Source organism: Neobacillus terrisolis, assembly GCF_051233475.1.
Classification (GTDB): domain Bacteria; phylum Bacillota; class Bacilli; order Bacillales; family Cytobacillaceae; genus Bacillus_BU.
In genome coordinates, this window is record NZ_JBKFGH010000034.1 from 1 (window position 1) to 23,751 (window position 23,751).

Here is a 23,751-nt window from a genome sequence, read left to right on the forward strand (position 1 = left end):
TGATCAGGTTGATAGGTCAGAGGTGGAAGCGTGGCGACATGTGGAGCTGACTGATACTAATCGATCGAGGACTTAACCAAATTAAGTTCTAGGTGAACTCGGTTTACAAATTCTTCTACATTATCTAGTTTTGAGGGAATGAAATTCCCTATTATAATAGTCTGGTGGCGATAGCGAGAAGGTCACACCCGTTCCCATACCGAACACGGAAGTTAAGCTTCTCAGCGCCGATGGTAGTTGGGGGCTCTCCCCCTGTGAGAGTAGGACGCTGCCGGGCTGTAATATATGGAGGATTAGCTCAGCTGGGAGAGCATCTGCCTTACAAGCAGAGGGTCGGCGGTTCGAGCCCGTCATCCTCCACCATATTTGCCGGTTTAGCTCAATTGGTAGAGCAACTGACTTGTAATCAGTAGGTTGGGGGTTCAAGTCCTCTAGCCGGCACCATTTTCTCTTGAATCAAAATGCGGGTGTGGCGGAACTGGCAGACGCACTAGACTTAGGATCTAGCGCCGCAAGGCGTGGGGGTTCGACTCCCTTCACCCGCATATGTGCGGAAGTAGTTCAGTGGTAGAACACCACCTTGCCAAGGTGGGGGTCGCGGGTTCGAATCCCGTCTTCCGCTTTGAGCGACTGGCGGCATAGCCAAGCGGTAAGGCAGAGGTCTGCAAAACCTTTACCACCGGTTCAAATCCGGTTGTCGCCTCCAAGTATCTTCTTTAAATTTATATATAATTAATGCGCCCGTAGCTCAATTGGATAGAGCGTCTGACTACGGATCAGAAGGTTATGGGTTCGACTCCTTTCGGGCGCGCCATCTTAAAAAATACAATGGGGCCTTAGCTCAGCTGGGAGAGCGCCTGCTTTGCACGCAGGAGGTCAGCGGTTCGATCCCGCTAGGCTCCACCATTTTAATAAATGATATATTTGGCGGTGTAGCTCAGCTGGCTAGAGCGTACGGTTCATACCCGTAAGGTCGGGGGTTCGATCCCCTCCGCCGCTACCAAGTTTTTGGAGGAATACCCAAGTCCGGCTGAAGGGATCGGTCTTGAAAACCGACAGGCGGGTTAAACCGCGCGGGGGTTCGAATCCCTCTTCCTCCGCCATATTTTCCTAATAGAATTAGTTTTTACCGTCGCGGGGTGGAGCAGCCCGGTAGCTCGTCGGGCTCATAACCCGAAGGTCGCAGGTTCAAATCCTGCCCCCGCAATTCATTTGGTCCGGTAGTTCAGTTGGTTAGAATGCCTGCCTGTCACGCAGGAGGTCGCGGGTTCGAGTCCCGTCCGGACCGCCATCATTTATTTTTAGAATGACTCTCTAAATAATGGAGGGGTAGCGAAGTGGCTAAACGCGGCGGACTGTAAATCCGCTCCCTCAGGGTTCGGCGGTTCGAATCCGTCCCCCTCCACCAGTATAAAAGGTCTAATCAATGATTCATAAAAACTACTATTATGGCGGTTGTGGCGAAGTGGTTAACGCATCGGATTGTGGTTCCGACATTCGTGGGTTCGATTCCCATCAGTCGCCCCAATAACATATGCGGGTGTAGTTTAGTGGTAAAACCACAGCCTTCCAAGCTGTTGTTGTGAGTTCGATTCTCATCACCCGCTCCATGATTAGGGCCTATAGCTCAGCTGGTTAGAGCGCACGCCTGATAAGCGTGAGGTCGATGGTTCGAGTCCATTTAGGCCCATTACATAATAAAAAGAGGAACTGCAGAAATGCAGTTCCTCTTTTTAATTTGCAGATAGTTAGAATTTCTGTTGAAGTAATTCTCTTTTTTATTTTTCTACAATCCTTCCATTATCTGTAATAAAAATGGCTTTGGTTATATCCGGGTCAATATCTGTTTCGTAATACCAAACTTCTACTAAGACTGGGAGAGGGACTGACTGTAAATATACAGCAAGTTCTTCTATTTTTTTTCTGCTAACGCTTTGATCGACCTGATCCCAATTCATTCGAATATTTATAGTGAGGGAAGATGCTAAATGAGAAACCTGTGCTTCCTTATAGGTTGGTATATGTGTTCCATAATATTCTCCTCTTTCAACAATCCTCTGAAGGCTCAATGAGCTTTCATCCAATTCAGGGAAAATATCCTTTATTTTGGCTTTCATTTTATTAGATAAATTACTTTTCCAAAATTCTGTTGGATAGGTATCAGAATAACCAGATTGTGAATCTATATCCTGTTCAACGAAAAATTTAAGTTCTGGTTCATCCTTTGGAGAGGCATAGGCCTGATAGGTTTCGCTTAAGAAATTGTATTTAGGATTGTTAATTTGAAATGATAGCTGATATTTATTTTCAAGATATACTTCCATTTGTTTTTTTTGCTCATATTTACCCCAAGGTGTTCCATTGAATAATGAATAAATGAAGAGAGCTAACAGTGAAATGATAATGACCGAAGTCCATATAAATATTTTCCTGGCTTTCATAGCGCCACACTCCAAGTAATGTTTATATTATGTTACTAAGCTTAGTTCATCCAAGATGATTTTCTCTTGCACATCAATGTTTCCCATCGATTTTCCATCCTTTGAAATATGCATGATATGATTCGAAAATAGGGTAGTAACTACATTGTAAATTTTATGATACCCCCTTAAAATTTGATTATATTACTTCACTTCCATTATAGTGTAAAATTACACTTTTGAAAAAGGGTATTTATAAATTTCAAAAAATTTTTTAATTCACTAATTTGTGATGAATTTTTACCGTAACATATGGAATGAATATTTTTTTGAATAAGGGGTTTTCTTAGTGAAGGAGTTAGTTGGGTTTTGTAAGTGTTGTAAAAAAAATATATTTTGTATTGATGGTTTTCTTAACGGGATTCTAACTGAGGAAAAGGATATCCTTTGTTTTGAATGTATTAAAAAAATGGATTAACCTAATTAGTTACGATTCATATCACAATCTGTTTTAATCACAATAAGAAAATTTTCATTGTTATATCACAAAAATATTAGAGAAGTTCGTTTATAATAAAAATTGGAATTATTTTTTTACATCATTATGTGAAAAGTTTAACAAACTTCAAAGGAGGGCTTTACCATGAATTACCGTCATTTATTCGAAAAAGGAAAAATAGGGAATTTAACTTTGAAGAACAGAATTGTTATGCCGCCTATGGGAACGAATTTAGCAGGACATGATGGACAGATTACGGATCATCTGATTGCTTATTATGAGGAGCGAGCAAAGGGTGGTACTGGATTAATTATTGTAGAATTTACCGCAATTGATTATGAATTAGGGAAAGGTTTGAGTAATCAACTTAGGATTGATGAAGATCGTTTTTCATCAGGGTTTCAAAGATTGACGGATGCCGTTCATAAATATAATTCAAAAATATTCGTCCAGCTTCACCATGCTGGCAGACAATCAAATTCCGGCCTAATTGGAGGGAAACAAATTGTTGCACCAAGTCCGGTGACCTGTGCAGCAGTTGGCGAAGAACCGAGGGAATTAACAAACACAGAAGTAAAGGAATTAGTTCATAAATTTGTGTTGGCAGCCATTAGATGCAAAAATGCAGGTGTCGATGGAGTCGAGCTACATGGTGCTCACGGTTATTTAATTAACCAGTTTATCAGCCCTAACACGAATGTGCGAACTGATGAATATGGCGGTAGTTTTGAAAATAGAATGCGATTTATTTCGGAAATTGTCGCTGGAATTAAGGAAAAATGTGGTGAGGATTATCCTGTAACAGTAAGACTAAGTGTGGATGAGTTTGATGAAGGTGGAACGGATGTCGAATTGAGTAAGGAAATTTGCCAATACTTAGAGCGTATTGGCGTAGATGGAATCCATGCCAGCTGTGGTAACTATAATTCAATAGATAAGATTATTGAATCATCGTTATTTGAACAAGGCTGGAGAGTGTATTTAGCAGAGGAAATGAAAAAAGTAGTCAATATTCCTGTGATAACAGTAGGGGTTATCCGTGAACCGGAATTTGCCGAACGAATTCTGGCAGAAGGCCGTGCTGACTTTATTGCGATTGGACGCGGGCAAATAGCCGATCCTGAATGGGCCAAAAAAGTACTGGAAGGCCGGGAATCAGAAGTTAGAAAGTGTATAAATTGCCTTAATTGTATGAAATCGATATTTAAAAACTCTCATGTTCAATGTTCGATCAATATTCAGGCTGGACGGGAGCTAGAGTTCAAAGAGCTTATTCATATCGAAGAGAACCGTCATGTCGCCATTGTTGGTGGTGGGCCAGGCGGAATGGAAGCTGCAAGAGTTCTTTCTTTAAAAGGATACAATGTTACCATATTTGAGAAGGATGAAAAGCTTGGAGGGCAATTGAACCTTGTCAATAACACTGTTGCAAAAGAGAAGATGAATTGGATGATTGATTATCATCGCAATGAAATGGAGCGATTAAAGGTTGATGTTCGTTTAAATACAGAAGCTTCTGTTGAAAGTATCAAAGCACTACAGCCATATGCTGTTTTCTTGTCAACAGGTGCAAAACCAATTATTCCAGAAGTTGAAGGAAATTGTTTTCCAAATGTATGTGACTATGAAGATGTTTTATTAGAACGAAAAGAATTTGTGAACAAGAAGATGGTTGTAATGGGAAGTGGAATGGTTTGCTACAGTGTTACGAGCCAGCTTGCCAAACAGGGTAACGATGTGGTGTTGCTTGAAGTTCCAACTGAAACCGGAAGTAAAGTAACTGCACCAACAAGATCTATGTTGATAAACCGCTTGAAAAAGGCGGGAGTAGAAATTATCACAGCTCATAAGGTTTCTGCGATTCGTCCAAATTCGGTTATTATTGAGGATGAATCTGGAACTCAATCAGAAATTGACCTAGATTACTTTGTGTTCTCAATGGGAACACAATCCTATAACCCATTAGAAGATGTATATAGTCAGCATTTTGATAATGTTTTTGTAATAGGTGATGCGATAAATCCAGGTACAATTACGAATGCGATTAAAGATGGGTTTGAGAAGGCGTTTGTTATTGAATCGATTGTAACGAATAAGGTAGCGGAGAAAGTTTTGGTTGAAACTGTATAAGATTATCTAAAATAAGAAGAAAAGAGAGCAATCAAATTTATGATCGCTCTCTTTTTATTTTTGGGCTGTGTTAAACTTGACTGTTGATTTCCACTCCAGGCGCTTGCTTTCCGCGGGGCGGTCGGTGAGCCTCCTCGGAGCTAAAGCTCCTGTGGGGTCTCACCTATCCAGCTGCTCCCGCAGGAGTCAAGCGCCTTCCGCTCCAATCAACATTGTGTAAAAAATCAACACTGAGCTTTAACACATCCTATTAAAAAAGAATGAATTAATGTACACACAATACAGTTTGATCACGGCCATTCTTTTTTGCTTTATATAAAGCTTTGTCAGAACGATCTATCATTTCTTGAAGGCTCATTGCTTCATATTGATTACTGCAAACACCAATGCTTACTGTAAGTGGGATTGTGATCCCATTGTCATGAGAGAAAGGCTGGAGATGAAAAGCTTCAATGATCGAATTGGCGACTTCATTCGCTTTTTGATATGTAGTTTGCGGTAAACAAGCGATAAATTCCTCTCCGCCATAGCGGCCGACAATCCCTAGTTCTTTGCACGTTAATTTAATAATGTTTGCTACAAAAACAATCGCTTCATCGCCTATCGTATGACCGTAGTGATCATTTACTTTTTTAAAATAATCGATATCAATTAACAACATAGAAACGGGGGAGTCTAATTTAGATGATAGAGTTAACACTTCATTAGCCATTTCAAGAAAATGCTTTCGGTTAAAAATATTGGTTAAATGGTCATACTGAGCTGATTTTTCTAAGTGCTGATAATGAAACAGATTATCTATCAAAACGGTTAGCTGACTGGTAAAGGACGGAACGATACTTTCGGTCTCGAAGGGAAGAAGTTCAGACTTTACCTTACTAAAAACAATAAACATTCCGGAATGGTATTCAGTATGAATCGGGATTGTAAGCAATGATTGCGATTTATTATGAATCCCCAATAGGTTTACGTTTACATCTTTTATTGTTAGAGGTTTTTCTGCATATTGCTCCTGGATCATGATGTAAGGGTCAACTATGATCTCATTTCCATTATTCAAAAGAGGTTTCCAAAATCCCCCTTCTTTTACTAAATATATTCCGTTTTCATGCTTTGTAACTGCCATTAAGCAATGGAGTCCACTATCAACTAAATGATCAAGCTCTTTGCATTTGGCCATTTGGTTAAATGAGCCTTGTAGGTATGTTTGAATATAATATTTTCTAGATTCCTGCTCTTTCTCTAACGTCACCCGTTTTATTTTGTCAGCAAGGCCCAAAGAAAGGACAAGAACCTGGACGACCGCGCCAATCTTTGGCGCATATAGGGAAAGTGGGGTTAACGGGATAAGTTTATAGCCTGCTAATAAATTAAGAATGATCCCAATTAAAAGGAGTGTAAATGCAATAATATAGTACTTCGCCTCACGTGTATAAAGACGTACTTTGTAAACAACCCCAATGATAAATATGGCAAGCAAGGAAACTGCAGCCATACTAATCAAGATTGAGGTTTGGATAGAAAGGATAAAAGGTACTATTAATAAAAAAGAACATGCAATAACATAGATCGTGACCAGTTTATGTAATCGTGGCGCACTCCATTTAAGCTGCAGAAAATGGTTTGTAAACTGTAAGGAAAAGAGAGCGGTCCAAATAATAAAAAATGAATTAGATCTCAAGGCCCACCATGTGTAACCGCCCCATAACCATTGAAAAGCAAATCCATCCCAAATCAATTGCAATAGGGTGAATCCAGTTAAATATAAAATATAATATAAGTAGGTTCTTTCCATTAGTGAAAAAAATAAGAACCCATTATAAATAATCATTGCCAGCATTATTCCATAGAAAAGCCCGAACAATGTTTGAGCATTATAATTAGCAATCGAAAATGCAACAGGATCCCAAATGGAAACAGGTGCTTGAAAAAAACTATCTGTGTTGATCTTTAAGTAGAAAACCTCAGTAGTTTGTGGTGGTAGGGTAAGCGTAAAGACCATGTTTCGGTGCTTAATTATTCTTGAATTAAAAGAATAACCGTATCCCATTTTTTCATTCATGTTAAGCTTTTGATTGTTAACTGAAAATAATTTTACGGAACTTAAATGCGGTTTTTTGAGCTCCAGGATGACTTGTTTTTCTCGATCCGTTGAATTTATTAGATTGAGTCGTAGCCAGTAAGTTGCTTTAGATAAATCGCCAGCTACATCTGCATCCTTAATCGGCAGAAATTGATCTTGTTTGTTGATAATATCTTGATCTGCAGTTTTACTGAATCGGTCAACATATATACCTAGATTAGTAGAAACTCTCAACTCAGAAAATCGTTCAGGAATAATGATTTTGTCTGTAGACGCACTACAACTCTGTTGGGAGTATGTAAACATTGTCATGATAATGAGTAAGAATAAAAGGAGGAAGCGACCGAAGCGGACTTTCATATAGATAGCTCCTTGTTTAATGTTTTTAATAGTCCATCTTTACAGTTCATTTTACACTTGATTGCTTGAAATGAACATACGGTCTCGTTGGGAGGGGAAGTGAGACATAATTACAGATTTCCAAAAAAGAAGAGGCCGCTCAAAGGTCAAAAATGATTGACCTTGAGACGACCTCACTTGCTCTAATTCCCTTGTGGTTCGCTTTAATATTTAAGAATGCATCAGATAAGTATTTGTCTTAGAAAGAAATTTCTTCATTTCATTCGGACTTATTGGTGGGCTAAACAAATATCCTTGCAGCTCATCGCATCCCAACTCTATTAATAAATCTCTTTCGTACTTTGTTTCAATCCCTTCTGCAACAATGTTTAGATGAAAACCATGTGCAATATCAATCATTGACTTGACTAAAAGTGCCTTTTTTTCATTTTGATCGATTTCTGTAATAAATTGTTTATCGATTTTAATCTCATCAATAGGTAATTGCAGTAAATGAATTAAGGATGAGAAGCCTTTCCCAAAATCATCGATCGAAATGAGAACACCTAAGCTTTTTATTTTGTTGATGACTTCCGCGACATGTTTTGGATCTTTAATAAAGACACTCTCTGTGATTTCGAGCTTTAAGTATTTAGGATTCATTCCTGATTCGTCTAAAGCTTTTTCGATCAAGGAAATCAAATGGTCATGCTGAAAGTTTTTTGCTGAAATATTAACCGAAATTGGTACTTTTGGTAAATGTTCCTCTTGCCATTGTTTGTTTTGCTTACAGGCCTCAATCAACACCCATTCATCAATTTGTGAAATTAGACCAATTTCCTCTGCAATAGGTATGAAGGTGGATGGAGGTACATTCCCTAGGGCAGGATCATACCAACGCAACAAAACTTCTAAGCTGGTAACCTCATTACATTGCATTTTTGGCTGGTAAAATAATTTGAACCCACCGTGATCGACAACATTTCGCAATGAATTTTCAATTAATAACCTCTCATGATATTTACCCCGCATCGTGTCATTAAAGAATTGAGCAGCATTTCCACCTTTCTCCTTTGAGACATACATGGCAATATCTGCACATTTCACAAGAGTATCTAAGTTTCTTCCATCATCAGGGTACAAGCTGATTCCTACACTTACGGAAACGTAAAGAATTTGTCCATTGATAATAAAAGGAGATGAAAATTCATTACTGATTTTTTTCAGTGTATTAGTGATTTCCTCGCGTTTCTCGATTTCATGAACAATGACAAACTCATCTCCACCAAGGCGGAAAATTTCTCTGTTATCATTGTGAAACGTACTAAGTCTGCTGGCAGTCTGTTGAAGCAGGACGTCACCTGCATCATGTCCAAATGTATCATTGACCTGCTTAAATTGATTTAAATCGATAAAAATAACGCCAATATATCCGTCATGCTTATTTTTAATTAGATCTTTTACGTAGTTCTGGAAATGAAGCCGATTGGGCAGAGAAGTTAATACATCATAATAAGCTAGTTGTTGCAGTTTATCTTCCGATTCTTTTAATTTTTTTGTTTGACTTGTTAGGATTCTGTTCATTTCAGTACTTTCCTGAAATAATTCTTTTAGTTTCTGTGCCATTTCCTTTAAGTTTTGCGTAAGTAGACGTAGTTCGGATATATTACTATTCGGCCAATCGACCTTTTCTTGCTTGATTAACTTCTGAGGTAAACCTGTGGTTACAATGGTTAATCGCTTTAAATTTGCCATAAACCATTTGCTTACAACCATGACAAAGATCATCGTAAATAGAGCAAAAATGATTGAAATTTTAAGATGGAATAAAAATTCCTTAAATATTTTGTCTTGATATTGGGCAATCGGAAACTGAACGAATACCTTCAAAGATAATGAATCTATGCTATCAATAAAAACTAACTTTCCTGATCTCCACTTATTTATGGGGAGGACATCATTTTGATCCTTTGGCAAAACCTCATAAAAGTTATTTGAAATTTTCCTAATATCGTTCATCTTTTCCCAATTGTAGTATTCTTCTTTTTTTACCTTAACACTTGAACAAGAAGTAATTATATTATTTTTTTCATCTGTTATAACAATGTTAAATTCTGCTGATTTGTGTTCTTTAATCAGTACTTCAAGCTTATTTTGCAGTTCGCTATCATGTAATGAAAAATGACTGTAATCGTTATTTTTAAAAAGCAGGAGCTCTTTTGTTATTTTACTGGCGACTTTCTCAGCTTGTTTCTTTGAATCGTTAGAAATGAACTCATGGGCCGTCCAAGTCTTTGTCAGTATGATTAAGAAAAACGGAATCATAATCGAAATAATAGTGATATGAGATAAGAACTGGTGAATAGACACATTGTTTTTATTTAATCTAGATTTGAGCAGTTTGTAAAACGGAAAATAAGCTAAGAGCATATCTGCAACTAGAACATTAAATAATCCATTAAGGGTATCTAAAAAAATCTGGAAATATAGCGCATCATCAGCTAATACTGGCTTATTTATTAGGAAAAGCGCAGCAAATCCAATCGTCAACCAGAAAAATCCATCAACAAAAAACATTTTGGCTCTTTTTTTTACATAAAAGTAAGTGCCAACAAATAGTATCTCTAATAATAATATGATGTTATAGATTACAAAAATATAAGTATGTGGAATAAATAAAAAAGATAGTAACGTAGTAAATATGGCTAAAGGAAGTCCGTAAAGTCGAAACAACAAAAATATGAAAATACTTGTGAATGAAAAGGTAATACCATAAACAAAGGTAATATGAAAGGCTGATGAAACAAAGGTTAATCCTAGAAGGATCAGACAAAGGATGGTTTCACTGCTTAATCTTGGTCTAAACGTTTTGATCCCGAACATGCCTATCTCCAATCTCATGGAATGAACATTCTATTTTGTGTAAGTAGCTATCGTTGGCTAAAAACCCTTTTATTCTGTTCATAAGTATTATGTTTTTAATATATCAATATGTTATCAAATCCTTATGAATTTGGGTGAATCGTTTCATACTGTTCACTATTTTTCAATTGAAAAGTTTCACAAAGAAGTCATAGTTCATTAATTTTAGCTGGTTTTCTTGGTGAAATAACAGGAATAGTCCTAAAAAGTTAGAAGTAATATAGTATGACTAGCTTAAAAGGAGGAAATTATGAACAAGAATAATCTTATAACAGCAGGTGTTATTCTTGCGGCAGTATTAATTCTATTATTCTTTTCTGTCACAACCGTTGCATCTGGTCATAGAGGGGTCTTATTACAGTTAGGGGAAGTAAAGCCAACCATTTTAGATGAAGGCTTACACTTTAAGCTCCCATTTATACAATCTGTACAACCTATCGAAGTTCGGGTCCAAAAAGAAGAAAGCTCTCAGACTGCAGCATCAAAGGATCTTCAAACTGTTACGGCCACAGTAGCGGTAAACTTTTCTGTTGATCCAAATGCCGTTAACAAACTATATCAAGAGATTGGAATGGACTACAAAGGAAGAATTATCGACCCGGCTATTGCCGAAGCATTAAAAGCGGTTACGGCACAGTACACGGCAGAAGAATTGATATCGAAGCGTCCTGAAGTTTCGGCAAAAGTGAAAGATATGTTAGAAGAAAAGTTGACGAAATACTTTATGAAACTAGAAGAAATTAATATTAAAGAATTTGCTTTTAGCGAGGAATTCAACAATGCAATTGAACAAAAACAAACTGCAGAACAAAATGCGTTGAAAGCAACACGCGATTTAGAAAGAATCAAAATTGAAGCTGAGCAGCAAATAACTCAAGCCCAAGCGGAAGCCGAAGCGTTAAGATTAAAGAAGGCAGAGGTAACACCTGAGTTGATTGAATTAAAGCAAATTGAAGTACAAGAGAAGGCGCTGCAAAAATGGGATGGAAAACTACCAAGCGTAACAGGTGGTGCGACCCCGTTTATTGATATTACTGGGATAACTGGTCAATAGAAAGCTAGTTTGTAAAGGGAAAAGGCGCATAACAATAGTTATGCGCCTTAACATGATCACAGTTACCATCGAATTCCTTGCTCTTTCATCGCTGCATCGAGAACTTTATAACCTTCCAATCCTTTTCCTTCCGGACGGATCCATTCATTTAAGCCTTCCATTTCCATCATTTTTTTAATTTCTGAATTGGTTGGATCCATCGCAAATAACAAGGATGTAAATTGTTGGGCAAGTTCATTTTCAAATTCCGGCAGGGTGGTGAAGTTACAATGGGAGTAACCAGGCGAGGTCCAAATCGCTTGGATTTCATTATTTTCAACCAATCCTTGCTCAAGCATCCTAATCCAAGTGTTTTCACCTATAGCTCCGGCATCTGCTTCACCCGACTGTATCGCACGCAATACTTCGTACTCACTCGTCCCTGTGTCTCCGTGCTTCCCTACATCAAGATTAAAACGAACAAGATCCACACCCTTTTGAGGGTCAATACCATTTGTTTTTAAAAAATGAATCGGCAGAATAGCTGCCTGAGCAGAGTCAGCGCTACCTAATGCAAATCTTTTACCCTTTAAATCTTTGAGTGACTTAATTCCTTTGTCAACTCTAGCAATAAATCTTGTTGTAAAGTCAACATCTGTATCACGCATCGCCAAAACTTTTGCTTTGCTGTCCAACGCTTGTTGGACTTTAATATAAGCAACATTTGTATTCCAAGCGATGTCAATAAATCCTTCCAATAATGCTTCGACTTGGGCTTCATAATTTGAGAACAAAACATAATCAATCGGAAAATCATTTTTTTGGTAATAGTCATGGATAATGTCCCAAATTGGTATTACTTTTGGATCATAGGCTACTGCACCTAGCCGTACATGTTTGTGTCTACTCATTGAAACGCCTCCTTAAAATAATGGAATGCCTGCTACGGTTTTTCCAACCCATTCCTTTAAAATTTCAACAGTCGGTGCCATGACAGAGCCGGCTTTTGCATCTCTTAAATACCGTTCAACAGGGAGTTCTTTACTGTATCCATTTCCTCCGCATACTTGCATAGCTTTATTCGTTACAAGATTCACATTTTCACAGGCTAATAGTTTGGATTGCATAACATGGAGCATCGCTGTTGAATCGCCTGAAACAGCCTTTTTTGCTGCATCATGAACAAAGGTCGAAGCGGCCTCAACATAACAGCACATTTCAGCTAGGTAATACTGAATCGCTGGGATGTCCGCTAAAGATTTACCAGTAGTATATTTCCGATTAGTAACATGATCTAAAGCGGTTCTATAAGCACCTCGTGCTAAACCGGTATTGACTCCGGAGGAACCAAGAATAAAGGCAGGGGCTACGACATTAAATATCATATCCATTCCGTCGCCTTCTTCGCCTACTATGTTTGATAATGGTATGTTGACGTCATTTAATTCACAGGAAATGCTGTTATTTCCCCGTAGCCCGATTCCCTCCCATGTACCTTCAAAATGGACACCAATTGTATCTGTGTCTACGACAACCATGTCTAGTCCAAGTTCTTGACTAGAAGCATTAGTGATGGCAATTAGAAAATCGGCCTCATCTCCATTGGTAACAAAACTTTTTCTGCCATTTAATTGAAGGTAATCTCCTTTATGGGTCGCTTTGATTTCAGGAATATAAAAATGCGCCCCCGTACCTGTTTCACTAAATGCAAGAGTTCCAATCTTTTTCCCTCTAGCGATTTCCCTTAAGTAGCTTTGCAGCGCCTCCGTTGTCGGATGGGAGGAGATGACAAAAGTGGCACAGGAATGCATTAAGTAACACATTGCGGTTGATCCGCAGTATTCACCGATTATCTCGACGACTGAAACTAAATCGCCTAGATTGCCGCCTAATCCTCCATATGTTTTCGGGACTAATAGCCCTAGTAAACCTGTATCTCGAAATGCCCTAAATGCTTCTTTAGGAAATCTTTTTTCTTGATCTATCGTTGCCGCAAGAGGAGCGATCACCTCGTTTGCAACTTGTTTTACCAGTTCAATAGGTGTTGGATTATATGAAGCGGTCAATGATTTCCTCTCCTTTAACACTACATAAAATTTGGGGTATGGGATGTTGATATTTTTTCTGCTGTTTCATGGTCAAAGCCAATTTGAAGCATTCGTTGAATGCGGTGCTCATACATGGTATCCTTCAGCTTGTTTACACAAGCAAATCCACGTTTTAGTTGATCGGGTTTACGTCCGCCACCAGCTAGAATCGCTAAAGCCTCCATAAAATGGGTATTTTCCTGTGTGCCTGCACCTTCAAGATATTGGTTTCGCTCTTCTGCTGCCTCTACTAAAAACTTCACCATATGAGGGTTCTTTTTTAAAATATGGCGAACATGTCCAATTCCATAGGAGACATGACGTCCTTCATCAATTTTTGCTAAATGAACGATCTTTTTTGTAACAGGGTCAGGCGCATATTCCTCAATGTAATGTAATAAGTCTAAAAAGGTTCCCTCGCCAAGCACATGAAGTAGAAAGGATGATTTAAAATAATCCTCCTGTACAAATAAGCTATGTAGGGATCGTTCTGTTAAAATGGAAGAGTATTGCAGACCACCACCATTCGCAACAGCCCGCTTCATAAACGCCTCAATATGCCTTGCTTCATCGTTAACCAAAGTAGATAAATACATTAAAACTTCTATATAATGAGGATTAATTTTGGACATAAATTTAGCAGGAATATACAAAGCTGAATACTCATTCTCAGCTAAAAAGGTCATTACCTGACAAACTGCCCATTCCAGTTCATCTGGAAGCTTTGGAATTTGATCCCATTCTATATCGGTCGTAGCATTCCATTGGTTTTCTTTTGCTTGCTCATAAAGATTTAACAAATTATCGGCCCACACATCATCTTTTCGGTTTAGCGTAAATCCAAAATCGGGTGTTCCTGGTTCTGCAATTGATCCTCGAGGCACAAACCCAATATAGGATGGGGCCTCATCCAGCAGATTGCCAATTCTTCCTTCAAACCAATCGCGAATATCTAAGTACTTTCCTTTACGAGTCGGGATTTTGATGCCCCAATCTGGTTGATCAAGCATTGCTTTATTACCTTTTCTAATCAAGTAACGATAATCATTACCTGCATCCAACGCCATTAAAAATGAATGTCCCCGTAACCGGCACCAGCTTTTTAAATCATCTTTGGCATGAGATTGGGTACTTTTCACCTCGATGATTTCACCTTTTTCCAGCCGGTCCAATCCGTTTTTTATGAGAAGGAAAAATTCAGTGCCTAAAGCAATATCACCTAAGTCGATTTTCGCAGAAGGGGAGATTCCTACTAAATGCTTCGATTCATCCATCACATGCCTCCTAAATTTTAAACTACATTCATGCTATGCAGGTTAAAGTAAATATATTAACCAATTCTTCGTTTGTTGCGGGAATAGTTCAAGTTTAAAGAAGGCGGGAATAAGGTTTTTCTAATAATTCCTGTACTGACTTAAAAGGTTGAACATAACAGCGAACTATATAATAATGGATAAATACGAACAATCATTCATTCATAATTTAAAATAAGAATTATTAAAGTGAATGGAAGGGAGGAAGGGTCTTGGCCAATACACATATCTTTTCAAAAGAGGAAGAAATATCAAATTCGATTACACACGGAATTGGAGCGTTATTAAGTGTGGCAGCGCTCGTAATTTTAATTGTATTTGCATCACTATATGGCAACGCATGGCATGTAGTCAGCTTCACATTATTTGGAGTGACGATGGTTCTGCTATACACATCTTCCACTCTTGTTCATGCTCTCCGTCCGGGAAGAGGGAAAGACTTTTTTGAGATTATGGATCACTCGGCCATTTATTTCTTTATTGCCGGAACATATACACCGTTTATGTTCATTGCGGTAAAGGGGTGGTTGGGCTGGACGTTATTTGGAATTGTGTGGGGTCTTGCTATTGGGGGGACCATTTTTAAATCTTTCTTCGTGAAGAAATTCATGTTCACATCTACTAGCCTTTATGTCATTATGGGGTGGCTGATTGTCTTCGCTTGGAATGATTTATCTGCAAATATTCATCCAACAGGATTCCTATTATTGGTGTTTGGTGGGATTTCTTACACGGTTGGAGCCATTTTCTATATGTGGAAATTATTCAAACATCATCACGCTGTTTGGCACCTTTTCGTCTTAGGCGGCTCCATTTGTCACTTCTTTTCCGTGCTTTATTTGCTTCGTTAATCGGAAGGGCCCTTTTATATTAGGGTTATCAAGGACAAAACGTCAGGAAAATTGAGAGGAAATGTCCTTGATAAGGGCGATCAAGGACAAAACATCGGTGAAATTGCGAGGAAATGTCCTTGAAAGGGCGATCAAGGACAAAAACACCGGTGGAATTGAGAGAAAATGTCCTTGATAAGGGCGATCAAGGACAAGACACCGGTGAAATTGCGAGGAAATGTCCTTGATAAGGGTTATCAAGGACAAAACGCCGAAGAAATTGAGAGAAAATGTCCTTGATAAGGGCGATCAAGGACAAAACGCCGAAGAAATTGAGAGAAAATGTCCTAGATAAGAGCGATCAAGGACGAATACTGAGAGATTCTATTCGATTTTTAATATAGCCAAATAAAAAAAAGAAGTTGGATGCCTACTTTTAAGTAGATCATCCAACTTCTTTTCTATTGGACAGGATAATATCTCTTTGAACAGTCCAAACCGTACCATTACCTTTTATTTTTCACAAAAACAATTTAGCACATTTGCTGCCATATTCTGCTGCTGTCTGTAATAGAGTTTTTTTCAATGATGGAGTATGCGGCATTGGTGATTGCTTGTGGAAGTGTTTCCCCAGTTGCGCGGATGTTGTTAAATGAAACCTCAGATACTCCATTTGATGTATATGAAAACCCGACTTTCTCCAATTTTTCAACGATTAACATCGCGTGATCAAGGTTCTCTTCGGGTTGAAATTCTGAATCGTGAATGAAAACATTATTTTCATAATCATACCAACGATCCCATCTGTTTAACTTCCAACCTAGTATTCTTCGTGCGATTGAGTCTGTTTTATTCATTCCTATTACCCCTTTTTAATAATTTTTTCTATTTCCGACTGTCATTTCAGAAAGCCATCCCGATTTTGTCAATCTTTTAATGTGAATTTAATAAACGAATTATATGTTGTATAACAGGTAAATATTTTTGTTTTATTATATAACACACTTTCGAAAACAGCTACCCTTTTTTTGAATTTTTTTATTTTTTTAAAATAAGTTGTTTTGTTGACACATGTACTAGTTTAATATATTATTAATTCGAGATAATTATATTGAAGATATTTTAAAGGAGACTAACAACAATGAATGTATTAGTAGTAAAAGCAAATAACCGTCCAGCTTCAGAAGCTATTTCAAGTAAAATGTATGAAACATTTATCGAAAACATCGAAGGTGTAAATGTAACAACTTTCGATGTTTTTGCTGAAGATATGCCATACTTGGGTCAAGATTTATTCAATGCGTTCGGTAAACTTGAGTCGGGCGAAGAAATGACTGATGTAGAACAACGGATTTTAGCTGCAAAACAAAAGGCAATGGATGCATTAACTGCGGCAGACGTAGTGGTATTCGCATTTCCATTATGGAACTTAACTATTCCTGCAAAATTACAAACCTTCATCGATTATGTTTTCCAAGCAGGATTTTCTTTCAAGTATGATGAGAATGGGCAATTAGTTAGCTTATTGACTGATAAAAAGGCCGTTATTTTAAGCGCACGTGGTGGAGTCTATTCCACACCAGAGGCGGCACCAATGGAAATGGCAGCTAACTATATTAAAAACGTTGTTGGTGGCGTATTTGGAATGGAGATCGTTTCAGAAGTAATTATTGAAGGTCACAATGCAATGCCGGCACAAGCCGAAGCAATTGTTTCCGAAGGTTTAGCAAAAGTGGCTGAGGTTGCGAAAAATTTATCTGCAGTAAAAGCTTAATAACCTTCATTGGCGCCATCCTACAGGGAATGGGCGAGAAATTAATAACAAACCATATACATTAATTTTGCCGGCTCAGGTTATCTGGGTCGGTATTTATTTTTTCATTAATTTTTCAAAAATTTATTCTTCAACACAATTGACAGTGATAATCATTATCACTTAAAATGTATTTAATGATAACCATTATCAATTATGTGGTAACCTGTTTAATATAATTATTTTTTTAACCATGAACAAAAAAATTTGACTTATTCTTTGGAGGAGTATATATGAATTCATTACTTATTGTAGGCGCAGATCATTTAGGTGTTATTCCAGATAAACTAACATCAGTGGGTTTTGATAAAGTATTTCATATTAACGGAAGAAAGGTACAAATGGTAAAAAAAGAGCTGCCAGAACAAATCAACTGCATCCTTGTCTTAACTGATTATGTAAATCATAATCTGTCTACGGTAATAAAGAAGCGTGCTAAAACACAATCAATTCCTATTTATTACGCAAAGCGTTCGTGGAGTTCGATCTATAATGCGCTTAAAGATGTAGTGTAGCCATTTTTAAGGGTATGATTGAGAATCGTTTTCGGTGTTGTGCGTTAATTATCAACAGTTCAATTTTTAAAAAGGAGAGAAGAAGCAATGAATGGACACTTTATCGTAGCAAAGTCGTTTGAACACGAAATCGCCTGTTCTTGTCCAGGTGGTGAGCATGCCGAGTTATTAACCATCAGTAAAGGGGATACTTTCGTAGTCACGCACAACCGGAAGCATTCTATTTCAAATGGATGGTACTACCTAGTGAGGATCAATGACGATTGTAGTTTCTATATGTCACTACGCGATATAGAGCAGTATGTATTTAATGAACAGCTTATTTCTTTATTAGATATTGACCTTAAGTTAAACCATCTACATTATAAGATCAATGAATCTCTTGATACTGGTGATGAAACGTCATTTTTAAACTTTACAAAAAAATTGAAAGAGTATACTGCGTATAAGATTAAATTAGAAGAGTATTTGAGCGGTTCTGCTGTTTAAAGAGGTCACTCGTTTTTCTTTAAAAGCTTCTATAATTCAGTGTCATTCACAATAATGGTTGGATTTCCTGTTTTTTCGATACGAATCTGTTCACGTTTTAAGATCTCATTCACATGTTCAATGTCTTGAACATGCCTGGTATAAATGTTAACCTTCTCTAATTGCGTGGGATGTTTAATGACTTCTATCGTCTCAGAGGAAAGCGGAATTCGCATGATTTCGTCTTGCCCATTAGGACTTGCAGCTTTTGTCTCGATCACTAATTCCTCACTAGTAATAGGAATAGTAATTGTTTTATTCATTGTTACTGTTTCTTTACGGATGTTTACATCATTTATTGGCAAACGAATTGTTGAAACATCTAAAATTTCTTCATTCAGCTTTATGGTACGTAAATCAGACCGTTCACCAGTATTAATGAGTGTGAAATTGTCCTTGTAGTTGTCGTTATATTCATTCTTTTTCATTTCCTCTATTTAACCTCCTGTTCATTCTGTTTAGAATCCTTTCATTACGTTTGGGTAAAATCCAGCACAATTTTTTTGAAAAAACACCTCAAAAATCAAAATCATAAACGATTTAAGAGGTGTTTTATTTGGTTAGCAAAGTTTAACTGAGATTAGGGTCTCCGGTTAAGTTGTTATCTACAGGATTAGTGAGACCTGCACCGTTTACATTCGCGAAATTGTTTACATCGCCTAAAGTGTTGTTTCGATCTGTCTCGTTTGTATCATTTTCATTCGCCAAGCTTGGATCATTTTCATCTGAAAGGAGATTTACATTCCCGGTTGTATTAATACGGGCTTCTTCTCTTCTTAACAACTCCGAAATATGCTGTGTCTCTTCAATTGCCCGCTTATAAGCTGAGACCTCACCAGTGGTAACGACGTGCTTGTTTACTTCTACGTGTTCCTCACTGACAGGGATGCGAATCGTTTCTTCTGTTCCAATTGTCCCATTTGTTGGTTCATTGTTGATCGACCGTCTTTCAATGATAACTTCTTCATGGGTTACAGGGACATCCATTTCTTTTTTTTCTTCTACAATTTCTTTACTTAAAACAACCTCTCCGGCATTCGTGCTATTTTTCGATATATCAAGCTCCTCTTTATGAAGCTGAAGCGTTCCACTTTCAGTTTTTGGATTGGTGGTATCTGTATCACTTGTGTTTTGTGTATTTTCACTTTCATTTCCAAATAGTCCAAATAAGTCAGCCATTTTGTCCCCTCCATTTGTTATGAAAATGATCAAGCTCTAGTATATTGTCCCTGATGGAAGCAAACTATCCCATGAAAATCATATGGGGATAAACACCAATAGAGGTTTAAATAAAATTCATATTCATGAATCTTTCGGAATTCTAAAGAAATACGGAATAGCCGTATAATATAATTTAATTATGTTTAATCCTTAAAACGAGACCTTGCAGTATAGGCGTATTTCAATTATAATATAACATTTTGACCAAATAGAGGAGGGTATTTGTGAACGAAAAGGAGAATGTACATACAGAGGAACTGAAACAGCTTCGCTCACAAATCATCGAACTAGAGAGAGAAAACCTGAAGCTGTCAAAGCAAATTCGGGTAAATCACTCATTATATTTAAGCGTGCTAGATGCCTTGCCGATCAATATATTTCTTGAAGATCCAGAAGGGCACACGATTTTTGCGAATAAGCAGGCCTGCCAATCGAATGGAAAAAGCCTCAAGGACTTAATGGGAAAAACAGTATATGATTTTTTTCCACCAGCAATAGCTGAAATAAATCGTGCCTATGATCTTGAGGTGTGGAGGCAAAGGAAATTAATCACAAAGGAAATTCTTGCAGGATTCCAAGGTAAAGAACACCATATGTTTACTGGGAAAACCATTATTCATATTAATGAATCAAATGAGGATTATTTATTAGGCTTCGGTTTAGATATTTCAGATCGTGTTAGAGCAGAAGAGCTATTAAGAGAAAGTGAAGAAAAATTTAGAAGTGTAATCGAGCAAGCCGCCGACAGTTTTTTTCTAATCGAAAAAGATGGTGCATTTATCGATGTAAACCCAACCGCTTGTGAGGTATTAGGTTTTTCTAAAGATGAACTGCTTACGTTGAAAACAGAAACGGTTTTTTCTAGTCTTCCTGAAAAGTTAAGGCAATATAATGATACTAAAGAAGATTCATCAACTAACTTTGAGGATATCATGATAGCAAAGGACAGCATTAGAATCCCGGTTGATATCAATATTCGTCCCATTAAAATAGGCGTTAAACAAATGTTTTTTGCTTTATGTAGGGATATTCGCGATAAAAAAAGAGTGGAAGCACAAATGAGGCACATGGCCTATCATGATGCACTTACTGACCTCCCGAATCGTTGGTATATTCAGTCCTATCTGCAATACTACATAGCTAATATAGATTCTCGGGATCCTATTCTCGGAATTATCCTTCTCGATTTAGATAATTTTAAAGTCATAAATGATAGCTTGGGGCACGATGCTGGTGACCTTTTACTAAAGGAAGTGTCGATACGAGTTCAAGCGGCAACTGAGGATAGAAAAGCGATTGTCGCTCGGTTCGGGGGAGATGAGTTTATTTGTCTTGTCCCGCATTTAACAAATGAGGAAGAAATTTCCTCAGTTTGTGAGAAAATATCGCAAACAATGCATAAGCCGTTTTATATATATGGACAAAAATTTAATATTTCAGCCAGTAGCGGGATAAGTTTTTACCCAAAAGATGGTAAAGATCTTAATACATTAATAAAAAATGCTGACATAGCCATGTATGATTCCAAAGAGCAAGGCAGGAGCTGCTACAGCTTATATAATCCTGATATGAAAAAGTATGCTATGGAACGAATGGATTTAGAAATTCAATTGAGAGAAGCTCTAGAAGAAAATGAATTCATTCTCCATTATCAACCAAAGATTAATTTGCTAACAGGTCAACTATATGGGGTGGAAGCATTATTAAGATGGAGAAATAAACAAAATGAAATCCTTATGCCCAATACTTTTATCCGAATTGCTGAAGAAACAGGGCTGATTATCCCCATTGGCGAGTGGGCTATTCGGGAAGTTTGTCGGCAATGTAAGGAATGGCATGATGCAGGTTTCGATCATTTATCAGTAAGTGTAAATTTATCCCCAAAGCAATTTCAAAAAAATAATCTTGAAGCTTTGGTTATTTCTGTATTAGAGGAGTCGAGTTTGCCGCCACATTCATTAGAATTGGAATTAACAGAAGGAATGTTAATGAAAAATCCTGAAGAAGCCGTAGTTGTTTTGAAAAAATTAAAGCAGTTAGGAATTAAAATATCGATTGATGATTTTGGAACGGGCTTTTCCTCGTTAAGCTATTTAAAATTGTTCCCGATTAATACTCTCAAAATAGATAAATCTTTTATCACAAATTTAGAACTTGATGAAGCTAATGCAACGATTGCCTCAGCCGTTATTTCATTAGCACATAGCCTAAACTTAGAGGTCGTCGCTGAAGGGATAGAAAATAAAGAGCAGTATGATTTTCTGCTGAAGCGCTTTTGTGATTTTGGACAGGGCTACCATATTAGTGAACCACTTAGCCCAGAGGAGTTTTATCAGTTATTAACCGATAAAACAACGGTTAAAATTTAAGAGTACATGTTTTTTTAAAACTTACCTAAATGAATGGAGAAGGTAAGTTTTTTTTATTTTGCTTTTGGGTAAACTAATCATTATTTGAAAAATGCATTCAAATGAATATTAATGGGAGGTTTTTAATAATGGCAAAAGTAGAGGTTTCTTGCGCAATTGCAAACTGTTCGTTTTATGGAGAAGGCAATGTTTGTACAGCAGAAAGAATTATGGTTGAAGTAGATAGTCATGCAAGATACGATACAGAAATGTCTTCTGAATTAGGCGAAAAGAATCATATTGATAAAGTTGATACTTCAGCACAAACATGTTGTAAAACCTTTAAGCCTAAGGATCGAGGATAATAAACCCAGATGATGCCAATCATCCTTTTTCACAAAGGCTGTGTTAAAGCTCAGAGCTGATTTTTTTACACAACGTTGATTGGAGCGGAAGGTGCTTGACTCCTGCGGGAGCAGCGGGACAGGTGAGACCCCACAGGAGCTTTAGCTCCGAGGAGGCTCACCGCCCGCCCCGCGGAAAGCAAGCGCCTCTCGCTGCAATCAACAGTCAAGTTTAACACAGCCTCCACAATAGAAATATCAAAAAACTTTAAGAAATTGTAACTTATTTGGGATATGGAGATTATTTCTTTGCTCCATTCCTATGATAAACTAATTTAATAACAAAGGGTTATCGAGAGTGAATTAGAGTACTGGCTCATTGATTTCACAGCAACCTGCCATCTGGCAAGGTGCTACAACCAGCAAAGCTTTGCTTTGAATGATAACAACGACAGCGGCGGCTCTTTGTTGCATTCATGTGCAGCAAGGGCCCTTTTTATATCGTTCTTTTCTTGTAACCTTTTACCCAAGATTAAAGGAGGCTATCCGGAATGAACATTAACGGAATTGCTAGGAGCTACATGGCACGTCATCAGGGCGGAGAGGAGTTCTTTAAACATGTTGCAGATCTGATGGAGCGGCAGCTTAAAGAATGGAATGAAGATTATCAAGTGTTCCTTATGAAATATTCGTACTATGAATTAACAATAAAGAATAATGATAGGTATTATTACGTTCAGCTTTCTGAAATGGAACTTGAAATGCTCAAAAAAAAGGATCCTTATGCGCTTGATCGTAAATTGTGGAAGTCTTTGGAAGAACAAGGGCTACCCATCCAAAAAGGGATTGGAAATTATATTGACTGGGTTTTATCGTAGCCCAGTGTTAGGGATAATTTGTGAAACTGAGATAAATCTATAAAATACATAAATTACCATTTGTTACATAGGGACGGTTCACATATAGCACAGTAAAGCTGAGGATAATATATCTGTTTGTAGAAAACAAAAAGGAGTGTTATCCATGCCATTTGGTGCTCATGAAACCATGGAAGTCCATGAAATACTTTCAGAAAAAGTCAATATGATCAGTCATTTCAATTTTTATGCCGCGCAGACTAAAAACCCACAGCTAAGAGATATGACCATCCGTCATCAGCAGGAAGAGTTGAGAAGCTATGATGCAATCGTTGCCTATACTCATGATTATCAATCTTTTTCTCCGCTCCCTGCTAATACTAATATGAGTGGTGTGACACCTGATCAAATACAATACGGTTTAAATAATCCAACGATGGTAACTCCAGAGACGAATACGGTCTTTAAT

The 23,751-nt window shown here is 37.5% G+C and carries 18 protein-coding genes, 15 tRNA genes, 1 rRNA gene, 1 pseudogene and 1 riboswitch; of the genes and pseudogenes, 26 read left to right on the forward strand and 9 right to left on the reverse strand.

The annotated features are described in order from the left end of the window. The first annotated feature begins 160 nt into the window (after positions 1-160). The 16 genes from rrf to ACI48O_RS18865 all read left to right on the forward strand — a co-directional run bounded on the left by rrf (position 161) and on the right by ACI48O_RS18865 (position 1,690). A 5S ribosomal RNA gene (gene rrf / locus ACI48O_RS18790) occupies positions 161-277 on the forward strand. Between the two features lie 10 nt (positions 278-287). Next, a tRNA-Val gene (locus tag ACI48O_RS18795) sits at positions 288-363 on the forward strand. A gap of 5 nt (positions 364-368) precedes the next feature. Continuing rightward, positions 369-444, forward strand: a tRNA-Thr gene (locus ACI48O_RS18800). A 19-nt stretch (positions 445-463) separates the two neighbouring features. Then, positions 464-545: transfer RNA gene (locus ACI48O_RS18805), tRNA-Leu, on the forward strand. A gap of 5 nt (positions 546-550) precedes the next feature. Next, positions 551-622 (forward strand) — tRNA-Gly (locus tag ACI48O_RS18810). 10 nt (positions 623-632) lie between these two features. Then, a tRNA-Cys gene (locus tag ACI48O_RS18815) sits at positions 633-706 on the forward strand. Positions 707-737: 31 nt separating this feature from the next. Next, positions 738-814 (forward strand) — tRNA-Arg (locus tag ACI48O_RS18820). 16 nt (positions 815-830) lie between these two features. Continuing rightward, a tRNA-Ala gene (locus ACI48O_RS18825) sits at positions 831-906 on the forward strand. 20 nt (positions 907-926) lie between these two features. Beyond that, positions 927-1,003, forward strand: a tRNA-Met gene (locus ACI48O_RS18830). 7 nt (positions 1,004-1,010) lie between these two features. After that, positions 1,011-1,103: transfer RNA gene (locus tag ACI48O_RS18835), tRNA-Ser, on the forward strand. Between the two features lie 30 nt (positions 1,104-1,133). Then, a tRNA-Met gene (locus tag ACI48O_RS18840) sits at positions 1,134-1,207 on the forward strand. Positions 1,208-1,214: 7 nt separating this feature from the next. Next, a tRNA-Asp gene (locus ACI48O_RS18845) sits at positions 1,215-1,291 on the forward strand. 32 nt (positions 1,292-1,323) lie between these two features. Next, positions 1,324-1,408, forward strand: a tRNA-Tyr gene (locus tag ACI48O_RS18850). Between the two features lie 43 nt (positions 1,409-1,451). Then, positions 1,452-1,527 (forward strand) — tRNA-His (locus ACI48O_RS18855). 9 nt (positions 1,528-1,536) lie between these two features. Next, positions 1,537-1,610, forward strand: a tRNA-Gly gene (locus ACI48O_RS18860). Between the two features lie 6 nt (positions 1,611-1,616). After that, a tRNA-Ile gene (locus tag ACI48O_RS18865) sits at positions 1,617-1,690 on the forward strand. 88 nt (positions 1,691-1,778) lie between these two features. Here ACI48O_RS18865 and ACI48O_RS18870 read toward each other — a convergent pair. After that, positions 1,779-2,441, reverse strand: coding sequence for a YfjL-like protein (locus tag ACI48O_RS18870; RefSeq protein ID WP_435563396.1), 663 nt, complete (start codon positions 2,439-2,441; stop codon positions 1,779-1,781). A gap of 622 nt (positions 2,442-3,063) precedes the next feature. On the opposite strand from ACI48O_RS18870, the gene ACI48O_RS18875 reads away from it, so the two are divergent. Next, the gene (locus tag ACI48O_RS18875) at positions 3,064-5,049 is read left to right on the forward strand and encodes an oxidoreductase (RefSeq protein WP_435563397.1); all 1,986 of its coding nucleotides are present in this window, start codon (positions 3,064-3,066) and stop codon (positions 5,047-5,049) included. Positions 5,050-5,314: 265 nt separating this feature from the next. Here ACI48O_RS18875 and ACI48O_RS18880 read toward each other — a convergent pair whose 3' ends face one another. Continuing rightward, positions 5,315-7,492, reverse strand: a complete 2,178-nt coding sequence (locus ACI48O_RS18880; RefSeq protein WP_435563398.1) for a diguanylate cyclase — start codon at positions 7,490-7,492, stop codon at positions 5,315-5,317. 210 nt (positions 7,493-7,702) lie between these two features. Then, a complete protein-coding gene (locus ACI48O_RS18885; RefSeq protein ID WP_435563399.1) occupies positions 7,703-10,354 on the reverse strand; it encodes a putative bifunctional diguanylate cyclase/phosphodiesterase in 2,652 nt (883 codons plus the stop codon). A gap of 289 nt (positions 10,355-10,643) precedes the next feature. On the opposite strand from ACI48O_RS18885, the gene ACI48O_RS18890 reads away from it, so the two are divergent. Then, positions 10,644-11,447 carry a prohibitin family protein gene (locus ACI48O_RS18890; RefSeq protein WP_435563400.1) on the forward strand — a complete coding sequence of 268 codons (804 nt, stop codon included), beginning with the start codon at positions 10,644-10,646 and terminating at the stop codon, positions 11,445-11,447. A gap of 62 nt (positions 11,448-11,509) precedes the next feature. Here the strand turns inward: ACI48O_RS18890 and ACI48O_RS18895 are convergent, their stop codons facing one another. The 3 genes from ACI48O_RS18895 to ACI48O_RS18905 are packed head-to-tail and all read right to left on the reverse strand — an operon-like array spanning position 11,510 to position 14,787. Continuing rightward, complete coding sequence (locus ACI48O_RS18895; RefSeq protein WP_435563401.1) at positions 11,510-12,337, reverse strand: phosphate/phosphite/phosphonate ABC transporter substrate-binding protein; 828 nt, start codon at positions 12,335-12,337, stop codon at positions 11,510-11,512. A 12-nt stretch (positions 12,338-12,349) separates the two neighbouring features. Beyond that, positions 12,350-13,492 carry an acyl-CoA dehydrogenase family protein gene (locus tag ACI48O_RS18900; protein WP_435563402.1) on the reverse strand — a complete coding sequence of 381 codons (1,143 nt, stop codon included), beginning with the start codon at positions 13,490-13,492 and terminating at the stop codon, positions 12,350-12,352. Between the two features lie 20 nt (positions 13,493-13,512). After that, positions 13,513-14,787 carry a sulfurtransferase TusA family protein gene (locus ACI48O_RS18905; RefSeq protein ID WP_435563403.1) on the reverse strand — a complete coding sequence of 425 codons (1,275 nt, stop codon included), beginning with the start codon at positions 14,785-14,787 and terminating at the stop codon, positions 13,513-13,515. Positions 14,788-15,038: 251 nt separating this feature from the next. Between ACI48O_RS18905 and trhA the strand changes: the two genes are divergently transcribed. Then, a complete protein-coding gene (gene trhA, locus ACI48O_RS18910; RefSeq protein WP_435563404.1) occupies positions 15,039-15,677 on the forward strand; it encodes a PAQR family membrane homeostasis protein TrhA in 639 nt (212 codons plus the stop codon). Positions 15,678-16,189: 512 nt separating this feature from the next. Here trhA and ACI48O_RS18915 read toward each other — a convergent pair. Then, entirely contained in the window at positions 16,190-16,513 is a 324-nt protein-coding gene (locus ACI48O_RS18915) for a BC1872 family protein (protein ID WP_435563405.1), read from the reverse strand. 284 nt (positions 16,514-16,797) lie between these two features. Here ACI48O_RS18915 and ACI48O_RS18920 point away from each other — a divergent pair, with 284 nt between their 5' ends. The 3 genes from ACI48O_RS18920 (at position 16,798) to ACI48O_RS18930 (ending at position 18,473) form a co-directional block, all read left to right on the forward strand. Further along, the gene (locus ACI48O_RS18920) at positions 16,798-17,430 is read left to right on the forward strand and encodes an FMN-dependent NADH-azoreductase (RefSeq protein WP_435563406.1); all 633 of its coding nucleotides are present in this window, start codon (positions 16,798-16,800) and stop codon (positions 17,428-17,430) included. Between the two features lie 272 nt (positions 17,431-17,702). Next, positions 17,703-17,984: a DUF2325 domain-containing protein gene (locus tag ACI48O_RS18925; RefSeq protein WP_435563407.1), complete on the forward strand. Its 282-nt coding sequence runs from the start codon at positions 17,703-17,705 to the stop codon at positions 17,982-17,984. Positions 17,985-18,071: 87 nt separating this feature from the next. After that, the gene (locus ACI48O_RS18930; protein WP_435563408.1) at positions 18,072-18,473 is read left to right on the forward strand and encodes a hypothetical protein; all 402 of its coding nucleotides are present in this window, start codon (positions 18,072-18,074) and stop codon (positions 18,471-18,473) included. 29 nt (positions 18,474-18,502) lie between these two features. Here ACI48O_RS18930 and ACI48O_RS18935 read toward each other — a convergent pair whose 3' ends face one another. Together ACI48O_RS18935 and ACI48O_RS18940 are read right to left on the reverse strand one after the other, a co-directional pair. Then, a complete protein-coding gene (locus ACI48O_RS18935) occupies positions 18,503-18,940 on the reverse strand; it encodes a YsnF/AvaK domain-containing protein (protein WP_435563409.1) in 438 nt (145 codons plus the stop codon). A gap of 142 nt (positions 18,941-19,082) precedes the next feature. Continuing rightward, entirely contained in the window at positions 19,083-19,691 is a 609-nt protein-coding gene (locus ACI48O_RS18940; protein WP_435563410.1) for a YsnF/AvaK domain-containing protein, read from the reverse strand. Positions 19,692-19,957: 266 nt separating this feature from the next. Here ACI48O_RS18940 and ACI48O_RS18945 point away from each other — a divergent pair, with 266 nt between their 5' ends. The 4 genes and pseudogenes from ACI48O_RS18945 to ACI48O_RS18960 all read left to right on the forward strand — a co-directional run. Beyond that, the gene (locus tag ACI48O_RS18945) at positions 19,958-22,102 is read left to right on the forward strand and encodes a sensor domain-containing protein (protein ID WP_435563411.1); all 2,145 of its coding nucleotides are present in this window, start codon (positions 19,958-19,960) and stop codon (positions 22,100-22,102) included. A gap of 128 nt (positions 22,103-22,230) precedes the next feature. Continuing rightward, positions 22,231-22,446, forward strand: a complete 216-nt coding sequence (locus ACI48O_RS18950; RefSeq protein ID WP_435563412.1) for a DUF1540 domain-containing protein — start codon at positions 22,231-22,233, stop codon at positions 22,444-22,446. A gap of 325 nt (positions 22,447-22,771) precedes the next feature. Continuing rightward, positions 22,772-22,874: riboswitch (SAM riboswitch) on the forward strand. A 102-nt stretch (positions 22,875-22,976) separates the two neighbouring features. Beyond that, positions 22,977-23,303 (forward strand): hypothetical protein, encoded by a 327-nt coding sequence (locus ACI48O_RS18955; RefSeq protein ID WP_435563413.1) that lies wholly within the window; start codon positions 22,977-22,979, stop codon positions 23,301-23,303. Between the two features lie 145 nt (positions 23,304-23,448). Then, positions 23,449-23,751, forward strand: a pseudogene (locus tag ACI48O_RS18960) (spore coat protein); the annotation flags it as partial.

What these genes read in the sequence shown, in the direction of transcription:
- ACI48O_RS18920 (WP_435563406.1), top strand. Translation starts at nt 16,798, where the DNA reads ATGAATGTATTAGTAGTAAAAGCAAATAACCGTCCAGCTTCAGAAGCT.
- ACI48O_RS18925 (WP_435563407.1), top strand. Translation starts at nt 17,703, where the DNA reads ATGAATTCATTACTTATTGTAGGCGCAGATCATTTAGGTGTTATTCCA.
- ACI48O_RS18895 (WP_435563401.1), bottom strand. Translation starts at nt 12,337, where the DNA reads ATGAGTAGACACAAACATGTACGGCTAGGTGCAGTAGCCTATGATCCA.
- ACI48O_RS18950 (WP_435563412.1), top strand. Translation starts at nt 22,231, where the DNA reads ATGGCAAAAGTAGAGGTTTCTTGCGCAATTGCAAACTGTTCGTTTTAT.
- ACI48O_RS18885 (WP_435563399.1), bottom strand. Translation starts at nt 10,354, where the DNA reads ATGTTCGGGATCAAAACGTTTAGACCAAGATTAAGCAGTGAAACCATC.
- ACI48O_RS18940 (WP_435563410.1), bottom strand. Translation starts at nt 19,691, where the DNA reads ATGGCTGACTTATTTGGACTATTTGGAAATGAAAGTGAAAATACACAA.
- ACI48O_RS18880 (WP_435563398.1), bottom strand. Translation starts at nt 7,492, where the DNA reads ATGAAAGTCCGCTTCGGTCGCTTCCTCCTTTTATTCTTACTCATTATC.
- ACI48O_RS18890 (WP_435563400.1), top strand. Translation starts at nt 10,644, where the DNA reads ATGAACAAGAATAATCTTATAACAGCAGGTGTTATTCTTGCGGCAGTA.
- ACI48O_RS18870 (WP_435563396.1), bottom strand. Translation starts at nt 2,441, where the DNA reads ATGAAAGCCAGGAAAATATTTATATGGACTTCGGTCATTATCATTTCA.
- ACI48O_RS18935 (WP_435563409.1), bottom strand. Translation starts at nt 18,940, where the DNA reads ATGAAAAAGAATGAATATAACGACAACTACAAGGACAATTTCACACTC.
- ACI48O_RS18930 (WP_435563408.1), top strand. Translation starts at nt 18,072, where the DNA reads ATGAATGGACACTTTATCGTAGCAAAGTCGTTTGAACACGAAATCGCC.
- ACI48O_RS18905 (WP_435563403.1), bottom strand. Translation starts at nt 14,787, where the DNA reads ATGGATGAATCGAAGCATTTAGTAGGAATCTCCCCTTCTGCGAAAATC.
- ACI48O_RS18875 (WP_435563397.1), top strand. Translation starts at nt 3,064, where the DNA reads ATGAATTACCGTCATTTATTCGAAAAAGGAAAAATAGGGAATTTAACT.
- ACI48O_RS18915 (WP_435563405.1), bottom strand. Translation starts at nt 16,513, where the DNA reads ATGAATAAAACAGACTCAATCGCACGAAGAATACTAGGTTGGAAGTTA.
- ACI48O_RS18955 (WP_435563413.1), top strand. Translation starts at nt 22,977, where the DNA reads ATGAACATTAACGGAATTGCTAGGAGCTACATGGCACGTCATCAGGGC.